Origin of the sequence: Polaribacter pectinis (genome assembly GCF_014352875.1) — a bacterium.
Taxonomy (GTDB): domain Bacteria; phylum Bacteroidota; class Bacteroidia; order Flavobacteriales; family Flavobacteriaceae; genus Polaribacter; species Polaribacter pectinis.
Genome location: NZ_CP060695.1, coordinates 1,541,840 through 1,560,049, shown reverse-complemented (window position 1 = coordinate 1,560,049; position 18,210 = coordinate 1,541,840). Strand labels below are relative to the sequence as shown.

The following is an 18,210-nucleotide window of genomic DNA, read 5'->3' as shown; positions in this document are numbered from 1 at the left end:
TGGTGGTTTCTGTAAAAAAATAGTAGTAATATTGTTGTTAAATTTTAATGCATGTCAAAAGAATTAAAAACAGGAATTGTTGTTGTAGTAATTATTGCAATTTTTATTTGGGGATTTAACTTTTTAAAAGGCCAAAATATATTAGATGGAAATACTCGTTATTTTGAAGTTGAATATAGTAAAATTGGAGGTCTTAATAGGTCTAGTTCTGTAACTATTAACGGTTTAAAAGTTGGTAAGGTAGATGAAATAAAGTTTAATAATACACCTGAAAAAAGAGGGCATTTAATTGTTCGTTTTTCTGTTGAAGATGATTTTCAGTTTTCAAAAAATAGTATTGTTAGAATTTATTCTCCAAATCCATTAAGTGGTTCAAACTTGGCTGTAATACCAAGCTATGAAGGAGAAATGGCAGTTTCTGGAGATGTTCTAGAAGGAGAAATGGAAGAAAGTCTGTTTACTTCTATTGGAGAGCGTTTAAACCCGCTACAACAAAAAATAGAAAAAGTAATTGTTAGAGCAGACACTTTATTTAGTGGTGTTAACAAGATTTTAAATGATAAAACTATTACAGGTATTAATAATTCTGTATCAAATTTATCAGCAACAATTTATGAGTTAAGACAGACTGTAAAATCTGTAAATTCTATGGTTACAGATAATCAAGAGAATTTAAAAATAACATTAGAAAACACTAAAAATATTACAGAAAATTTCAGCAAAGTGTCAGACAGTTTAACTACTGTTAATATTAATAACATTGTTAAAAAGGCAGAAAATGCTGTAGATAATTTTAATGAATTATCTAGAAAAATGAATTCTAATGAAGGTTCTATAGGTAAATTGATTAACGATAAAAAGTTATATGATAATATTGAAGCAGCTACAAAAGAGCTTGAAGAATTATTAAGAGATTTAAAGTTGAACCCGAAAAGATATGTACATTTTTCTATATTCGGGAAAAAGCCTAAACCATATTCTCCAACAAAAGATGAATTAGAAGAATTAAAAAAGCTAAAAAAAGAGATTGAAGAATTGAAACAATAATATTTTTAAACTTATAAGATGCAATACTTACCAAACATAATTTTTGCAATAGCGTTACTTTTAGGAATTGGTTTTTTTGTGATGAATATTCACAAACTATCTAGAAACATTAAATTAGGAAAAGATGTAGATAGAACAGATAGAAAACCAGAAAGATTAAAAAACATGATAAAGATTGCTCTTGGGCAATCTAAAATGGTAAAAAGACCTTTTTCAGGTTTTTTGCATATTGTAGTTTATGTTGGTTTTATTATTATAAATATAGAGGTTTTAGAAATTATTATTGATGGTTTATTTGGAACACACAGAATTTTTCAAGGCGTTTTAGGTAATGGTTTTTATGCGTTCTTAATAGGTACTTTCGAAATTTTAGCAGCGCTAGTTTTTGTAGCAGTTGTTATATTTTGGTTGCGAAGAAACGTATCAAACATCAAACGTTTTTTTAGTAAAGAAATGAAAGGTTGGCCAAAGAATGATGGAAATAATATTCTGTATTTCGAAATGGTTTTAATGACCTTATTTTTAGTAATGAATGCAACAGATACAGCATTTCAACAAGCAGGAATAGGGAATCCAATAAGTCAATTTATTGCACCTTTGTTTGATGGTTTTTCTGCAGAAACAATTCACACAATAGAAAGAAGTGCTTGGTGGATTCATATTTTAGGAATTTTAGTTTTCTTAAACTATCTGTATTATTCTAAACATTTGCACATTTTATTAGCGTTTCCAAACACTTATTTAGCAAACCTAAATCCAAAAGGACAGTTCAATAATTTAGAATCCGTTACAAACGAGGTTAAATTAATGATGGATCCAGATGCAGATCCTTATGCCGCTCCAGCTGAAGGAGCAGAAGAAACTGTTCCAGAAAAATTTGGAGCTTCTGACGTTACAGATTTAAATTGGGTGCAACTATTAAACTCATATACTTGTACAGAATGTGGACGTTGTACATCTTCATGTCCTGCAAATTTAACGGGTAAAGAATTATCTCCTCGTAAAATTATGATGGATACTAGAGATCGTTTAGAAGAAGTTGGTAGAAATATAGATGCAAATGGCGGAACTTTTGTAGATGATGGAAAACAGCTATTAAACGATTATATAAAGCCAGAAGAATTATGGGCTTGTACAAGTTGTAATGCTTGTGTAGAAGAATGTCCAGTAAATATCGATCCACTTTCTATTATTATGGATATGAGAAGATATTTAGTAATGGAAGAAAGTGCAGCACCTCAAGAATTAAACATGATGATGACAAACATCGAAAACAATGGTGCACCTTGGCAATACAATCAACAAGATAGATTAAACTGGGCCAAAGAAGACTAAAGATTTTTAATAAACAATTATTAATTAAGAATTGTATTAATTCATAATCAATAATTCAAAATTTGTAATTTATGACAGTACCAACAATGGCAGAAATGATGGCTCAAGGTAAACAACCAGAAGTGTTGTTTTGGGTTGGCGCAGCAGGAAGTTATGACGATAGAGCAAAGAAAATATCAAGAGCATTTGTAAAAATATTACATCAAGCAAACGTAGATTTTGCTGTTTTAGGAACGGAAGAATCTTCTACAGGTGATGCAGCTAAAAGATCTGGAAACGAATTTTTGTTTCAGATGCAAGCAATGATGAATATTGAAGTATTGAATGGTTATGAAGTAAAGAAAATTGTTACGTGCGATCCACATTCGTTTAATACTTTAAAAAATGAATATCCAAGTTTAGGAGGGAAGTATGAGGTTTTTCATCATACACAATTCATACAAAATTTAATTTCTGAAGGGCGTTTAAAAATAGACGATACTACTCTAAAAGGAAAAAGAGTTACATTCCATGATCCATGTTATTTAGGAAGAGCGAATGAAGTTTACGAATCTCCAAGAAATTTAATAAAAAGACTAGGTGTAAACTTAACAGAAATGAAGCGCAACAAATCTACTGCTTTATGTTGTGGAGCTGGAGGAGCGCAAATGTTTAAAGAGCCAGAAAAGGGAGATAAAGATATTAATGTTTTAAGAACAGAAGACGCTTTAGAAACCAAACCGCAAATCATTGCTACTGGTTGTCCTTATTGTAATACAATGATGACAGACGGAATTAAATTCAAAGAAAAAGAAGCTGAAGTTTTAGTAAAAGATATTGCAGAGTTAATTGCTGAAGCAAACAATTTGTAACAATGAAAAATATTATTTTCTTTTTAATTACTGGGTTTATTTTTATTTCAACGACTGAATTATCTGCTCAAGAAGAAGAAAATTATATTAAAGTTATTGCAAGTAGTTTACCTGATAATTATATTAAATCTAATACTAGTTTGTTTTTTTCCATTCAAATTGGTGCATACAGAAATGAAAATAAAGCTTTAGAAAGTGTAGACAATATTGTTATTACTAAAGAAGAAGACAATATTACTAGGTATAGATTAGGAGAATTCCCTACTTATAAAGAAGCAATAGAGTTTAAAAGAATTCTTTTAAATGTTTGTACAGATGCTTTTATTGTTCCATTTAATAAAGGGAAACGCATACATATTAGAGAAGCTCTAAAAATATCAGCACCAATTTTATAGATGCTTAAAAAGAATTAATTTAATTGAGGAAGAATTTTAGATTAAATTAAAAGATACTTTAGAAACAGTTAAATTATGAAATACGCTTACTTTTTTGTTTTTATCTTGATAATTTCTTGTGGAAAAAAAGAAGAAAAAAAAGATTCTTTAGATATAAGTAAACCTGATGTAACAACAATAGAACCTAAAAGCATTGTTGATGAAGTTCCAGAGCTTATTTTTACAGTTCAAATAGCTGCTTTAAAAAAAGAAAATTCAACATTGGCGAATATAGATAGTGTTAAAACATACAAAGAAAATGGTTTAACTAAATTTAGATTTGGTGAATTTTTAACTTATAATGAAGCAAGAAAAACTAGAAGTTTATTTTTAAATAAATATCCAGGAGCTTTTGTACAAGCTATAAAAAACGGAGAACCAATCCATATTAAAGAAGCTTTATTAAAATAGTATTTCATAAAAATGGGTTTTTCAAATTATATTAAAGCTGCACGTTTAAGAACACTTCCTTTATCTATTTCCGGAATTATTGTTGGAAGTGTTTTAGGGAATCAAGATTCTTTTCAATATAAGTCATCTTTAATTTCTTATTGTGATTTTGGTTGTCCAACAATTTTACAATCACCTATTTTCTGGTTAGCAATTCTAACAACAATAGGTTTTCAAGTCTTATCAAATTTTGCAAATGATTATGGTGATGGAGTAAAAGGTTCTGATAAAAACAGAACTGGCGAAGCTAGAATGGTGGCTTCAGGCGCAATTACTCCCAAACAAATGAAAACGGCTATGATAATTACTACAATTATCACTTTAATAATTGCATTGTTATTGATTTATGTTTCTTTTGGAAAAGAAAATTTTGGGTTTTCAATCTTATTTTTTGGTTTAGGAATTGCTTCAATTGCAGCAGCAATAAAATATACAGTTGGTAAATCTGCTTATGGTTATAGCGGTTTAGGTGATATTTTTGTGTTCTTGTTCTTTGGTTTATTAAGTGTTGTTGGATCTTATTTCTTGTACACAAAACACATCAATTTTAAAATTTTTTTACCAGCAATTTCAATAGGATTATTAAGTGCTGCTGTTTTAAATTTGAATAATATGCGAGATCAAATTGAAGATAAAAAGAATAATAAAAACACATTAGTTGTAAAACTAGGTAGCCAGAAAGCTAAAATGTATCATTATGCTTTAATTATTGGAGCTTTAATTGCTGCTATTGTTTATGTTCAGTTAAATTATTACTCTCCTCTACAGTATTTATTTCTAATTGCTTTTATTCCTTTAGCTATAAACATAGTAGTAGTAGCAAAGAATATTATTCATTCAGAATTAGATAGTGAGTTAAAAAAAGTAGCATTAAGTACATTTTTGTTTGCCATTCTTTTTGGAATAGGACAACTTTATTAAATTATAAATATGAAAGCAATAAAAATAATTTTAGGAATTATATCTGTTTTGGTAATAGGTTTTTTTCTTACGGGGTTAATAATAAAAGAAACAAATTATACTGCACAGGTTTTTGTAGATAAACCTGTTACAGAAGTTTTTAGTGTTTTTAATAATTCAGAAAACATTAAAAATTGGATTCCAGAGATAAAATCTTTCGAAGTTGTAAATGACAATCCAGGTAAAACAGGAAGTATTTATAAAATTGTGGTAGAAAACCAAGGAGAAGAAATTACAATGACAGAGAAAGTTTTGGCATACGTACCCAATGAAAAAGTAACACTTTTCTTTGATGCTGAAAACATGTTAAAGACAGATGATTACCTCTTTTGTGAAGAAGATGGCGTAACTACTATTATTTTAAAATCTAGCTGTAAAAGCGATTCTTTTATTATGGCTTGTCTATTTCCTTATTTTAAAGGAACTTTTCAAGAACAAGATCAAGCCTATTTGAATAATTTTAAAGAATTTGTAGAAAAGAAATAATTTTCAAGTGATAAAAGCCAGCTATAAAAAGTACATTCTAAATTTTAAAAACCCAAGTGGTACTTCACGTGGTATTTTAAGAACAAAAGAAACTTGGTTTATTATTTTAGAAAAAAATGGTAAAATAGGAATTGGAGAAACAGGTTTGTTTAGAGGTTTAAGTATCGACGATGTTCCTAATTATGAAGAGAAAATAAAATGGGTATGTAATAATATTAATTTAGGTTTACATAATTTACTTAAAGAACTCTGCGAGTTCCCTTCTATTCAATTTGGATTAGAGCAAGCATTTTTATCATTAGAAAGTAACAATTCATTTGAATTATTTCCATCAGAATTTACAAGAGGAGAGCAAGCAATTCCTATAAACGGTTTAGTTTGGATGGGTGAGAAGGAGTTCATGAAAAACCAAATTAAAGAAAAATTAAAAACAGGTTTTTCTTGCATTAAAATGAAGATTGGTGCTATTGATTTTGAATCGGAAATTGAATTATTAAAATCAATCAGAAAAGAATTTTCATCAAACGAAATAGAATTAAGAGTGGATGCAAATGGAGCTTTTAACCCAAATGAAGCTTTAGAGAAATTAGAGATTTTATCAGAATTAGAAATTCATTCTATAGAACAGCCAATAAAGCAAGGTCAGATACAAGAAATGGCAGAACTTTGTTCTAAAACACCTTTACCAATTGCTTTAGACGAAGAATTGATTGGTGTTTTTTCTTTTGAAAATAAACGCAAATTATTAGAAACGATTAAGCCACAATTTATCATTTCAAAGCCAAGTTTAATTGGTGGTTTTTCTGGAAGTAAAGATTGGATTCAATTAGCTGAAAATAATAATGCAGATTGGTGGATAACTTCTGCTTTAGAAAGCAATATTGGTTTAAACGCAATTGCACAATTTACATATACTTTACAGAGTAAATTACCACAAGGTTTAGGAACTGGTGGTTTGTTTACAAATAATTTTGAAAGTCCGTTAGAAGTCTTAAACGGAACATTACAATATACTAATTCTAAAAAATGGAATTTTAAAATATAAAAAATGAACTATATTCAACAAGCGTATACAGGAAAAAACCAATGGTATCATTGGGTTCTTACAATAATACTTGTATTTTTTGGGTGGCAAGTTTTAGGGATTATTCCTTTGGTTATGGCAGCTGCAGCTAAATCTGGAAATACTTCAGAATTTTTAAAAGCTGCTGAGAATAATTTTATGACTTTAGGAATTGATAGTAATCTGTTTCTATTTTTAATGATACTTATGTTTTTTGTAGGGTTAATTTTTCTACTTATTGGCGTAAAGTATGTACATAAAAGAACAATTACATCTTTGGTTACCAGTAGAAAAAAGATAGATTGGAAACGTTTTTGGTTCGGCTTTTTTACTTGGGGAATTGTTGCTTCAATAATGATTTATTTGGGTGTTTTAATGAGTCCAGAAGATTATACATGGAATTTTAAAGCAACACCATTTTTTACTTTAGTCGCAATTTCTTTTTTGTTTTTACCTTTTCAAACTTCGTTCGAAGAATTGTTATTTAGAGGTTATTTTATGCAAGGAATAGGAATACTAGCAAAAAATAGATGGTTGCCTTTAATTATAACTTCTGTTTGTTTTGGCTTGCTTCATGGAGCAAATCCAGAAGTAGAAAAGTTAGGTTATATTTCTATGGTTTTCTATATTGGAACTGGTTTTTTCTACGGAATTACAACTTTAATGGACGAAGGAACAGAGTTGGCATTAGGTTTACATGCCATAAATAATATTGTTGCAGCATTTTTTGTCACCACAGATTGGACTGTTTTTCAAACAGAGGCATTATATATAGATACTTCTGAACCTTCTGTTGGTTGGGAAATGTTTTTTCCGGTTTTAGTTTTATATCCACTAATGTTATTGTTGTTTTCTAAAAAATATGGTTGGAAAAACTGGCAAGAAAAATTGACTGGTAAAATTAAAGAACCTATTAATTTAAAAGAAAATTATAGAGTTTTAGATGAAATTTAAGGAACATATCTTTCATGAAAATTTTAAATTAAATAATCATTCGTTTTCCAATGTTGATGAGTTATTAGCTTTTACAATAGGTTTTTCTGATGAAATTCATCAATTTTTAAAAGAATGGTTTTCTGAAGAAGATTTTGTTATTGTAAATACTTCTGGTTCTACAGGAATACCAAAGCCAATACAGTTAAATAAAGAGTTGATGAAGAATTCAGCAATTGCAACTGGAAAATTCTTCAATTTAAAAGAAAATACAACTGCTTTATTATGTTTGCCTATTCAGTACATAGCTGGTAAAATGATGCTGATAAGAGCATTAACTCTAGGTTGGCATTTAGATATAATCGAATCAAATTCAGAACCTTTAAAAGATACTGAAAAAGAGTATGATTTTTCTGCAATGGTTCCCTTACAATTAGAGAATTCATTAAATAAAATTCACCAAATAAAGAAGCTTATTGTTGGTGGGGGAGTTGTTTCTAATCAGCTTCAAGAAAAATTACAAGTTATTTCTTCAGAGGTTTTTGCAACATATGGTATGACAGAAACTATAACTCATGTTGCCGTTAAAAGATTAAATAATGTAAAGATTCAACCTAATTATTATCAAACTTTACCAAACGTAACAATTTATAAAGACAAAAGAAATTGTTTAGTAATTGATGCTGAAAAAGTTTCAGAAAAAATCATCTTTACAAATGATGTTGTCGATTTAATTTCAGATACCAAATTCCAATGGTTGGGACGTTTTGATAATGTTATAAATTCAGGCGGAATAAAATTACACCCAGAAAAGATAGAAGAAAAACTATCAAAAATAATTGAAAACCGTTTTTTTGTTGCTGGAATTCCTGATGAAAAATTAGGCGAAAAGTTAATCTTAATTATTGAAGGGAAAGAGCAAAAAATTAGTTTTGAAGATGCTAACTTATCAAAATATGAAACTCCTAAACAGATTTATTTTATTGATAAATTTGTAGAAACGGAAACAAAAAAAATCCAACGTACTAAAACATTGGATTTCATTAATTTATAAAATTATAAAAACTATTCTTCCATAGAATGGTAAACAGAATTTACATCATCATCTTCCTCTAATTTTTCTAAAAGCTTTTCTACATCTGCTTTTTGCTCTTCATTTAGTTTTGTTGTAGTGGTTGGTATTCTTTCGAAACCAGAAGACAAAATTTCTATATTATTCTCTTCAAAAAATGATTGTAAAGAACCAAATTGTTCAAAAGGTGCGTAAATAATAACTCCTTCTTCGTCATCAAAAACCTCTTCAACTTCAAAATCTATTAATTCTAATTCTAATTCCTCCATATCCATTGTAATATCTTCTTTTTTCAAAGTGAAATTACAAGTATGGTCGAACATAAAAACTACAGAACCAGAAGTTCCTAAATTTCCATCGCACTTGTTAAAAGCTGCTCTAACATTAGCTACAGTTCTATTGTTGTTGTCAGTTGCAGTTTCTAATAGAATAGCAATTCCATGTGGCGCATAACCTTCAAAAAGTACCTCTTTATAATCTGCAGTATCTTTATCTGTTGCCTTTTTTATAGCTCTTTCTACATTATCTTTAGGCATGTTTGCAGCCTTAGCATTTTGTATAACAGCTCTTAATCTAGAGTTAGATTCTGGGTTTGGCCCACCTTCTTTTACTGCCATAACAATATCTTTACCAATTCTGGTAAATGTTTTTGCCATTGCAGACCAACGCTTCATTTTTCTTGCTTTCCTAAACTCAAATGCTCTACCCATTTCTTGTGATTATTTTTTATGTGTTATTCTAACTCCGCAAATGTAAAAATTTGAACGTTGTTTTACAATTTTTTTGATTGTTGAGTGCTGTAAATGTAAGAATCTATTTTATCAATTGATAAGATTGCTTTGCAATTTCAATTTCTTCGTTTGTTGGAATAATTAAAATCTTCACTTTTGAAATAGATTTCTGAATTTCTCTAATGTCTTTAGAACGAATTTCGTTTTTGGTTTCATCTAAATCAATTCCTAAAAAATCTAAATTTTCACAAGCTAATTGTCTCATAATTGCAGAGTTTTCTCCAATTCCGGCAGTAAAAACTATTGCATCTAAACCATTTAAAATAGCAGCATAACTTCCAATATATTTTCTTATTCTATATCCTGCTAAATTCAGTGCATTTTTGCAATCTTGATTTCCTTGTGCTGATTTTTCGGATATTTCTCTTAAATCAGAAAAACCAGTTAAACCTTGCATTCCTGATTCTTTTTGCAATAAATTATTTACCTCTTCAACAGATTTGTTGAGTTTTTTCATCAAAAAGAAAATAACAGATTGGTCGATATCTCCAGAACGAGTTCCCATAATTAATCCATTCATTGGGCCAAAACCCAAAGAATTCTCTATGCTTTTCCCGTTTTTAATTGCAGACATGCTACAACCATTTCCTAAATGAATAGTGATAATGTTTTTTGATTTTTCTTCGCCTAAATACTCAATCGCTTTTTCAGAAACATATTTATGACTTGTGCCATGAAAGCCATAAGCTCTAATTTTATGTGTCGATAAATATTTATTCGGAATTGCATATTGATACGCTTCTTTTGGCATTGTTTGATGAAAAGAAGTATCAAAAATTGCAATTTGTTTAGCGGATGTAAAAATCGTTTCCGCAATTTCTATTCCTGTTAAATTTGCAGGATTGTGTAGAGGCGCTAAATCGAATAAATCTCTAATATTGTCTTTAACTTCTTGTGTTACAACTACAGTTTTACTGAATTTGCTTCCTCCATGAACCACTCTGTGTCCAACCGCTTTTATTTCATCAACAGAATTTAAAACACCAATTTTTTTGTCTAATAAAGTTTTAGCAATTTTTTGTAAACCAATTTCATGATTTAAAATTGGTAGAATTTCTTTGTGTTTTTCATCATTAATTTCATGATTAAAAATAGCATCTTCCATTCCAATTCTTTCTACCAAACCAACACATTTTACATGTTGCGAAGGCATTTCTATCACTTGATATTTTAAAGAAGAAGAACCAGCGTTTAAAACTAAAATATTCATAATTAATCTTGATTTGCTTGAATAGCAGTTAATAAAACCGTGTTAAAAATATCATCCACTGTACAGCCTCTACTTAAATCGTTTACAGGTTTATTTAAACCTTGCAACATTGGGCCAATTGCCAAAGCACCCGTTTCTCTTTGAATTGCTTTGTACGTATTATTTCCAGTATTTAAATCTGGGAAAATTAATACAGAGGCTTGTCCTGCAACTTCAGAATCTGGCATTTTTGTTTTCGCGACAGACATATCTACAGCTGCATCATATTGTATTGGACCTTCGATTTTTAAATCTGGTTTTTTAGCTTTTGCCAATTCAGTTGCTTTTCTAACTTTTTCTACTTCTTCTCCTTTTCCAGAACTTCCAGAAGAATAAGATAACATCGCAACTTTTGCAGGAATACCAAAGGCTTCTGCAGAAGCTGCTGAAGAAATAGCGATTTCAGAAAGTTGTTCTGCATTCGGATTCGGATTTACAGCACAATCTCCCATTACAGAAACTCTGTCAGACAAACACATAAAAAATACTGATGAAACTACAGAAACTCCAGGTTTTGTTTTTATTAATTGTAAAGCTGGTTTTATAGTGTGCATAGTTGTGTGAACAGCTCCAGAAACCATTCCATCTGCCAAACCATTTAAAATCATTAAAGTTCCATAATAAGAAACATCTCTAGTTAAATCTGCTGCAGTTGTTTCTGTTAAACCTTTATGTTTTCTTGCCTCAAAAAGCGTATTTGCAAAGTCTTTATTATGAATAGAATCTTCTGGATTTAGAATGTTTAGTTTATCTAAATCTATCTGAATTCCCAACTGATCGCACTTTAATTGAATTGTATTTCTGTCTCCTAATAACGTTAAATCTACAATGTCTAATAATTGTAAACGTGCAGCAGCAGTTATAATTCGTTCATCATCTCCTTCTGGCAACACAATATGTTTTTTGTGAATTCTTGCTTTTTGCAATAAATTATATTGAAACATGCTTGGCGTCATTCTATCTGACTGATAAGAAGTCAAAATATTTGTTAAACCTTCTGCATTCACAAATTTATCAAACGTGTCTAATGATAATAATATTTTTTTATCATGAGTTGCATAAATTTTAGATTTTACGCTACCAATTTTGTTAGAAATATTAAAAGTGCCTCCATCAACAGAAATAATTGGCACTGTAGATTGCACACCTTCAATCAATTTTATAATCGATTCTTCAGGAATTAATGTTCCTGTTAAAATGATACCTGCAATTTTTGGGTAATTTTTAGAGGCGTTAGCTTGCAATGCACCTAAAATAATATCTGCTCTGTCTCCAGGTGTAATTACCAGCGCATTTTCTTTGATTCTTGTTAGATAATTTCGAAGTTGCATGGCTCCAGTACTATAACTTCCAATGGCATTATCTAAAAATTGGTCTCCAAATAAAACACGTCCATTTAGTGCTTTTACAACTTCTTTAACTGTTGGAAATGCTAAAAAATCTATCTTCGGAATAATATCTATTTGAAGTTTATCCGGAAAACTTTTAATGAGTTCTTGTCTAATATAATCTACTTCATCTTCCTCAATTTTATTGGCAATAATTCCAATAACATCCACTTCTTTCTGAACAAAAGCGTTGTAAGAAAGTTGCATTGTATTAATGAAATCTTTCTTCTTTTTTCCATTTCCAGAACCAACGATTAAAGCAGGAATGTTTAAGTTTTTGGCTATCATTAAATTTACATCTAATTCTGTAAAACTTCCACCGCTAGAAAAATCAGTCCCTTCTACTAAAACGTAATCGTAGTTTGCTTCTAATTTTTTATATTTTTTGATGACATTATGAATCACTTCATCTTCTTTCCCTTCACTTAATAATTCTACAACTTCACTTTGTGTGAAGGCATAACAATCTTTATAATCAATTTCTAGGTTGAAAAAATTAATGGCAGTATTTGTGTGTTCGTCATATCCATCAGTATTAATCTCGTTAATAATGGGTCTAAAATAACCCACTTTCGCAGATTTTGTTAACATCATTCTTAAAAGACCTAATGATATTAGAGATTTTCCACTATCAGATTCTACTGTGGCAATATATATGGCTTTACTCATTTTTTATTGATTTGTTTTGCAAAAATAAAATATAAAAAAATGACTAATTGTGATATTCGTCATATATTATTTATGAAAATATAAGTGTTATTTATATTCTTTACTTCTAATATTATCAATTGGTTTAATGTTGTGAATTAAGTATTCTTCTAAAGATAAACATTCGAACCAAGTTTTATCAGAAACTGCAATACTGCAAATATATTTAGGTCTTTTTTTCCAGCTATCATGTCTAATCAAACAAGATTTATCATCTTTATTGTACATAAAATATGAACCTAATCTTTTTCCAATATTATTTGCTTTACCAACATAAATAACCTCAAGTTTTTCATCTAATATTAAATAAACTCCAAATCGTCCATTATGATAATATTTGTCGGGCCATTTCGAAGCGTATTTATCTGAACTTTTATCAGGAAATAAATCATAATTTTTACTTATTTCAAAACCCTCTAGTTTAGGATTTCTAAAATCTAATTCATATTTTTTTACTAATTCTTTAGCTTCTTCAATTTGCATTTTTAATATTATTTATTAATCTTAACTTAAACCTGTAAAACTCCCATATTAAATTTCTTTTCAATAGGAGCGTGGTTTGCAGCTTCAATTCCCATAGAAATCCAAGTTCTTGTATCTAATGGATTTATAACTGCGTCTGTCCAAATTCTTGCAGCTGCATAATAAGGAGAAACTTGATTGTCGTAACGCGATTTTATTTTATGGAATAATTCAGCTTCTTTTTCGGGTGTAATTTCTTCTCCACGTTTTTTTAAAGAAGCAGTTTCAATTTGTAATAAAACTTTTGCGGCAGAATTCCCACTCATAACTGCTAATTCAGCACTTGGCCAAGCAACAATTAATCTTGGGTCATATGCTTTACCACACATTGCATAATTTCCTGCGCCGTAAGAATTCCCAATTACGATTGTAAATTTTGGCACCACAGAATTACTAACTGCATTTACCATTTTTGCTCCGTCTTTTATAATTCCTCCATGTTCCGATTTAGAACCCACCATAAAACCTGTAACATCTTGTAAGAAAACTAAAGGTATTTTTTTCTGATTACAATTCGCAATAAAACGGGTAGATTTATCAGCAGAATCGTTGTAAATAACACCACCAAACTGCATTTCTCCTTTTTTTGTTTTTACTAATTTTCTTTGATTGGCAACAATACCAACTGCCCAACCATCAATTCTTGCATAACCAGTTAAAATGGTTTGTCCATAACCTTCTTTATATTGTTCAAATTCCGAATTATCTACCAAGCGCTTTATGATTTCTAACATATCATACTGTGCGTTTCTTTCTTTTGGCAGAATTCCAAAAATATCATCTTCTTTTTCTTTTGGTGGAAAAGATTCTGTTTTGCTAAAACCAGCTTTGACATAATCACCAATTTTATCAACAATAAATTTTATTTTATCCAACGCATCTTTATCATCTTTTGCTTTGTAATCTGTAACACCAGAAATTTCGCAATGTGTAGTTGCTCCACCTAAAGTTTCATTATCAATAGATTCTCCAATTGCAGCTTTTACCAAATAACTTCCAGCCAAGAAAATACTTGCAGTTTTATCTACAATTAAAGCTTCATCGCTCATAATTGGTAAATATGCACCACCAGCAACACAGCTTCCCATAACTGCAGAGATTTGTGTAATTCCCATGCTACTCATTACTGCGTTGTTTCTAAAAATGCGTCCAAAATGTTCTTTGTCAGGGAAAATTTCATCTTGCATTGGTAGATAAACTCCAGCAGAATCCACTAAATAAATTATTGGTAATCTGTTTTCAATGGATATTTCTTGCGCTCGTAAATTCTTTTTTCCTGTAATAGGAAACCAAGCTCCAGCTTTTACAGTTGCATCATTTGCAACAACAATACATTGTTTTCCTTTAACGTAGCCAATTTTTACAACCACGCCGCCAGAAGGACAACCACCATGATCTGCATACATATCTTCACCAGCAAACGCACCAATTTCAATCGATTTCGTTTTTGGGTCTAATAAATAATCTACTCTTTCACGAGCTGTCATTTTACCTTTTTCGTGTTGTTTGTCGATTCTTTTTTGACCACCACCTAATTTTACTTTGGCGAAACGTCTTTTTAAATCTGATGCTAAAAGCTTATTATAATCTTCGTTTTTATTGAAGTTGATATCCATAAAAATGTTTGTTTTTATCTGTTGCTAAAATAAGAATTTTTTAGCTGAAAGAGTTTATGATTTTCTCTACAGTATTTGCTATTTCTTTATATTTTTCTTGTTTTTCTAATCGTGAAGGTTCTGCAACTCTTTCACTACAATCTTTTACAGCGCAAGTTTCACAAGTTACGCCAACCAATTTCTTTGGAAAAGTGTTTTCATCAAAAAAGTTGAGTTTCTTTTTTAAATGTGATGATAACAACAACCCAATACTTACACTTCTGTTAATGTCTTTTTTAAAAGGATCTTTTGTTGCTGATGATAATACCAAATATTCATTTTTCTGATTTACATAAGAAGATATTTGTGCGCCAAAAGTCGATTTTGTTTTAGAATTATTTTCTAAATCTTGAATCGTTTTTAGTGATATCCAACGTCTGCAATAATGCTCATTATTTCTATTTGCATGTGGCGCTTGCTGTTGTGTAATGTGCAATTCTTTATTTAACCTAAATTCTGGCGAGTTTACTTTATGAGTAAATCGTAAGAAAAATAAGTTTTTAATATTAAAATATTTTGGTAGAATGTTTGTTAAACGTTGATAAAATGTTTCTTGAGAACAATTAAAATGATTCATTATTTTTTCTAATTCAGAAGGATTCCATTCTTCTAAAGCAAAAAAGTTGTTGAGTTTTTCAGTAATTGATTTTCTTGGAATAATTAAAGCGCCTGCAAAATAAGAGGCAATAAAGTTATTTAAAACTTGGTCGAAACTTTCGAATTTTATCCAAGGAAAAGTAAAAAGTCTGTCATTTAAAGTAAGAAAATTATAAGCTAATTCTTTAGCGTAAATGAATATTTTTTGAGCTTCAGAAATATTCTTATCAATTAATAAAGTTTTATTTTTTGCGATAAATATATTTCTTAATTCACCAAGATTATCATGTTTAGAAAGCTCATCACTGTTAATTGTGTAGCCAAATTCTTCTATTAAAATTTCTTCAAGATCATTAGAATCAATTTTTTTTGATAAATCTAAATGATATGATTCAGCAAATTTTTCTACATCATTTTCTATATCATCAAAATAATTACTGTGCGCTTCTTGGTAAGAACGTAAAGAAGCTAAAAAGAAACTTTCTCTTGTTAAATTGTAGTTCTGTGCAATTTTAATAATTGTGCTAATAAATGCATTCACTTTTGCAGGAGCGTTTGCCACAATATCTATTAAGTTGTTTTCTTTTATACCAAAAAGCTCTAAAGGAATCTCTTTTAAAATTTTTGATTGTAAAATTTCTCCAATAGGAGCAAGGTTTTTGTCCAATTTTAAAGAAACTAAATGATCGTAAGGAGTTTCTAATTTTTCTGATAAAATAAGAATTTTATCAGTTTTTGGATATTTTTTTCCTTTTTCAATTTCGTTTAAATACGATTTAGATAAACCAGTTAATTTGGCTAACCCGAAAAGAGAAAGGTTTCTTTCTGTTCTTATTTGCTTAAGTTTTAACCCGAAAATTAAGCGAATGTATTCGTCTTCTATCATCATAAAATCAAAGATAAGAATATTTAGCGAACTTGTAATAAAAAAGTTTTTTATAAATTTAGCGAACGTTCGCTTGTGGGGTTCAAAAATTATTTTTATCATTGCAGAGTAGAAATTAAAATAATCTAATTATGCAGGAAAGTATTATTACAAAAGGAATTGATTTTAAGGGATTTAAAATTGATGAGTATCAAGAGATTTTAACGGATGAGGCAAAGCTTTTTTTGTTAGAATTGCATGATAAGTTTAATGAAAGAAGATTAAAATTACTTGCGGATAGAGAAATAGAGCAAGCTTATTTTGATGCTGGGAATTATCCTTCTTTTCCAGAAGAAACAAAAAACATTAGAGAATCTGATTGGGTCTGTGCTGAAATTCCACAAGACTTATTAGATAGAAGAGTTGAAATTACAGGTCCTGTTGATAGAAAAATGGTAATTAATGCCTTGAATTCTGGAGCAAAAACTTTCATGGCAGATTTTGAAGATAGTAATTCACCAAATATTGCAAATAATTTAGAAGGTCAGATTAATTTACGTGATGCAAATAATAAGACAATTTCATTTTATAATGAGAAAAAAGATAAAACGTATACATTAAATAATGAAACTGCTACATTGTTGGTTCGTCCAAGAGGTTGGCATTTAAATGAAAAGCATTTTGTAGTAGATGAGCAAGAAATGTCTGGTTCTTTGGTTGATTTTGGGCTTTATTTTTTTCATAATATTAAAACATTACAAGAAAATAATTCTTCAACCTATTTCTATTTACCAAAATTAGAGCACTATTTAGAAGCGCGTTTATGGAATGATGTTTTTGTATTTGCACAAAACTATTTGTCAATTCCGCAAAAGAGTATAAAAGCGACTGTTTTGGTAGAAACAATTACAGCAAGTTTTCAGTTAGATGAAATTATTTATGAATTAAAAGATCACATGGCAGGTTTAAACTGTGGACGTTGGGATTATATTTTCTCTTACATCAAAAAGTTTAAAAACCATGCTAATTTTATGGTGCCAAATAGAGATCAGGTTACTATGAGTTCTCCTTTTATGAAAGCATATTCTTTAAAAGTAATACAGAGTTGTCATAAAAGAAATGTGCATGCAATGGGAGGAATGGCTGCTCAAATTCCGATTAAAAATGATGAAAAAGCAAATGATTTAGCATTTGCAAAAGTATTTTCAGATAAAGAACAAGAAGTAAAAAATGGACATGATGGAACTTGGGTTGCGCATCCAGGATTGGTAAAAGTAGCAATGGATGTTTTTAATGAAAATATGTTAACTAAAAATCAAATTCATGTAAAAAGATTTGATGTAAATGTTACTGAAACTGATTTAGTAGAAATGCCAAAAGGAACGATTACTGAAGATGGAATTAGGAAAAATATAAACGTTGGTATTTTGTACATAGAAAGTTGGTTGCAAGGAAATGGAGCAGCTGCTTTGTATAATTTAATGGAAGATGCAGCAACAGCAGAAATATCTAGAACGCAAGTTTGGTTGTGGCTTCAAAATGGAATTACAATAAATAATGGTGAAACTTTTAATATAGAAACTTATGAAAAATTCAAACATCAAGAGATTGAAAAAATTAAAAATTATGTTGGTGAAAATAGATTCAATTCTGGTCAATTCGAGAAAGCGATACAGTTATTTGACCAGCTTGTTTTAACGGAAGATTATCAAGAGTTTTTAACTCTGGAAGCATATAAATACATATAAAAAAGTGTCTCGCAACTACGGCAATAGATTGCGAGACGTAATTATCAAAATTCACA

General features: G+C 29.5%; 17 protein-coding genes. 11 read left to right on the top strand and 6 right to left on the bottom strand.

Going from position 1 to position 18,210, the window contains the following annotated elements; all coding sequences use genetic code 11:
* Nucleotides 1-51 precede the first annotated feature (51 nt).
* From H9W90_RS07080 to H9W90_RS07035, 10 genes are all read left to right on the top strand, one after another.
* The gene (locus tag H9W90_RS07080; protein ID WP_187483739.1) at nt 52-1,047 is read left to right on the top strand and encodes an MlaD family protein; all 996 of its coding nucleotides are present in this window, start codon (nt 52-54) and stop codon (nt 1,045-1,047) included.
* 18 nt (nt 1,048-1,065) lie between these two features.
* Nucleotides 1,066-2,382: a 4Fe-4S dicluster domain-containing protein gene (locus H9W90_RS07075; protein ID WP_187483738.1), complete on the top strand. Its 1,317-nt coding sequence runs from the start codon at nt 1,066-1,068 to the stop codon at nt 2,380-2,382.
* Nucleotides 2,383-2,453: 71 nt separating this feature from the next.
* A complete protein-coding gene (locus H9W90_RS07070) occupies nt 2,454-3,233 on the top strand; it encodes a (Fe-S)-binding protein (RefSeq protein ID WP_187483737.1) in 780 nt (259 codons plus the stop codon).
* 2 nt (nt 3,234-3,235) lie between these two features.
* On the top strand, nt 3,236-3,628 hold the full coding sequence (locus H9W90_RS07065) for an SPOR domain-containing protein (RefSeq protein ID WP_187483736.1): 393 nt from the start codon (nt 3,236-3,238) through the stop codon (nt 3,626-3,628).
* A gap of 75 nt (nt 3,629-3,703) precedes the next feature.
* Nucleotides 3,704-4,078, top strand: a complete 375-nt coding sequence (locus tag H9W90_RS07060) for a hypothetical protein (RefSeq protein WP_187483735.1) — start codon at nt 3,704-3,706, stop codon at nt 4,076-4,078.
* A gap of 12 nt (nt 4,079-4,090) precedes the next feature.
* Nucleotides 4,091-5,038: a 1,4-dihydroxy-2-naphthoate octaprenyltransferase gene (gene menA, locus H9W90_RS07055; protein WP_187483734.1), complete on the top strand. Its 948-nt coding sequence runs from the start codon at nt 4,091-4,093 to the stop codon at nt 5,036-5,038.
* A gap of 9 nt (nt 5,039-5,047) precedes the next feature.
* Nucleotides 5,048-5,563 (top strand): SRPBCC family protein, encoded by a 516-nt coding sequence (locus H9W90_RS07050; protein WP_187483733.1) that lies wholly within the window; start codon nt 5,048-5,050, stop codon nt 5,561-5,563.
* 7 nt (nt 5,564-5,570) lie between these two features.
* Nucleotides 5,571-6,608, top strand: coding sequence for an o-succinylbenzoate synthase (locus H9W90_RS07045; protein WP_187483732.1), 1,038 nt, complete (start codon nt 5,571-5,573; stop codon nt 6,606-6,608).
* 3 nt (nt 6,609-6,611) lie between these two features.
* Nucleotides 6,612-7,580, top strand: coding sequence for a CPBP family intramembrane glutamic endopeptidase (locus tag H9W90_RS07040; protein ID WP_187483731.1), 969 nt, complete (start codon nt 6,612-6,614; stop codon nt 7,578-7,580).
* Nucleotides 7,570-8,613 carry an AMP-binding protein gene (locus H9W90_RS07035; protein WP_187483730.1) on the top strand — a complete coding sequence of 348 codons (1,044 nt, stop codon included), beginning with the start codon at nt 7,570-7,572 and terminating at the stop codon, nt 8,611-8,613. The genes H9W90_RS07040 and H9W90_RS07035 overlap by 11 nt, the downstream gene beginning before the upstream one ends.
* An 11-nt stretch (nt 8,614-8,624) precedes the next feature.
* Here the strand turns inward: H9W90_RS07035 and H9W90_RS07030 are convergent, their stop codons facing one another.
* The 6 genes from H9W90_RS07030 to H9W90_RS07005 all read right to left on the bottom strand — a co-directional run bounded on the left by H9W90_RS07030 (nt 8,625) and on the right by H9W90_RS07005 (nt 16,430).
* Entirely contained in the window at nt 8,625-9,341 is a 717-nt protein-coding gene (locus tag H9W90_RS07030; RefSeq protein ID WP_187483729.1) for a YebC/PmpR family DNA-binding transcriptional regulator, read from the bottom strand.
* A gap of 103 nt (nt 9,342-9,444) precedes the next feature.
* Complete coding sequence (locus H9W90_RS07025) at nt 9,445-10,632, bottom strand: acetate/propionate family kinase (RefSeq protein WP_187483728.1); 1,188 nt, start codon at nt 10,630-10,632, stop codon at nt 9,445-9,447.
* A 2-nt stretch (nt 10,633-10,634) separates the two neighbouring features.
* Nucleotides 10,635-12,728, bottom strand: coding sequence for a phosphate acetyltransferase (gene pta, locus H9W90_RS07020; protein WP_187483727.1), 2,094 nt, complete (start codon nt 12,726-12,728; stop codon nt 10,635-10,637).
* Between the two features lie 87 nt (nt 12,729-12,815).
* The gene (locus H9W90_RS07015) at nt 12,816-13,250 is read right to left on the bottom strand and encodes a GIY-YIG nuclease family protein (RefSeq protein WP_187483726.1); all 435 of its coding nucleotides are present in this window, start codon (nt 13,248-13,250) and stop codon (nt 12,816-12,818) included.
* A gap of 26 nt (nt 13,251-13,276) precedes the next feature.
* On the bottom strand, nt 13,277-14,905 hold the full coding sequence (locus H9W90_RS07010; RefSeq protein ID WP_187483725.1) for an acyl-CoA carboxylase subunit beta: 1,629 nt from the start codon (nt 14,903-14,905) through the stop codon (nt 13,277-13,279).
* A gap of 40 nt (nt 14,906-14,945) precedes the next feature.
* Nucleotides 14,946-16,430 carry a helix-turn-helix domain-containing protein gene (locus H9W90_RS07005; protein ID WP_187483724.1) on the bottom strand — a complete coding sequence of 495 codons (1,485 nt, stop codon included), beginning with the start codon at nt 16,428-16,430 and terminating at the stop codon, nt 14,946-14,948.
* Between the two features lie 128 nt (nt 16,431-16,558).
* Between H9W90_RS07005 and aceB the strand changes: the two genes are divergently transcribed.
* Nucleotides 16,559-18,154, top strand: a complete 1,596-nt coding sequence (aceB, locus tag H9W90_RS07000; RefSeq protein WP_187483723.1) for a malate synthase A — start codon at nt 16,559-16,561, stop codon at nt 18,152-18,154.
* The last annotated feature ends 56 nt before the right edge of the window (nt 18,155-18,210 follow it).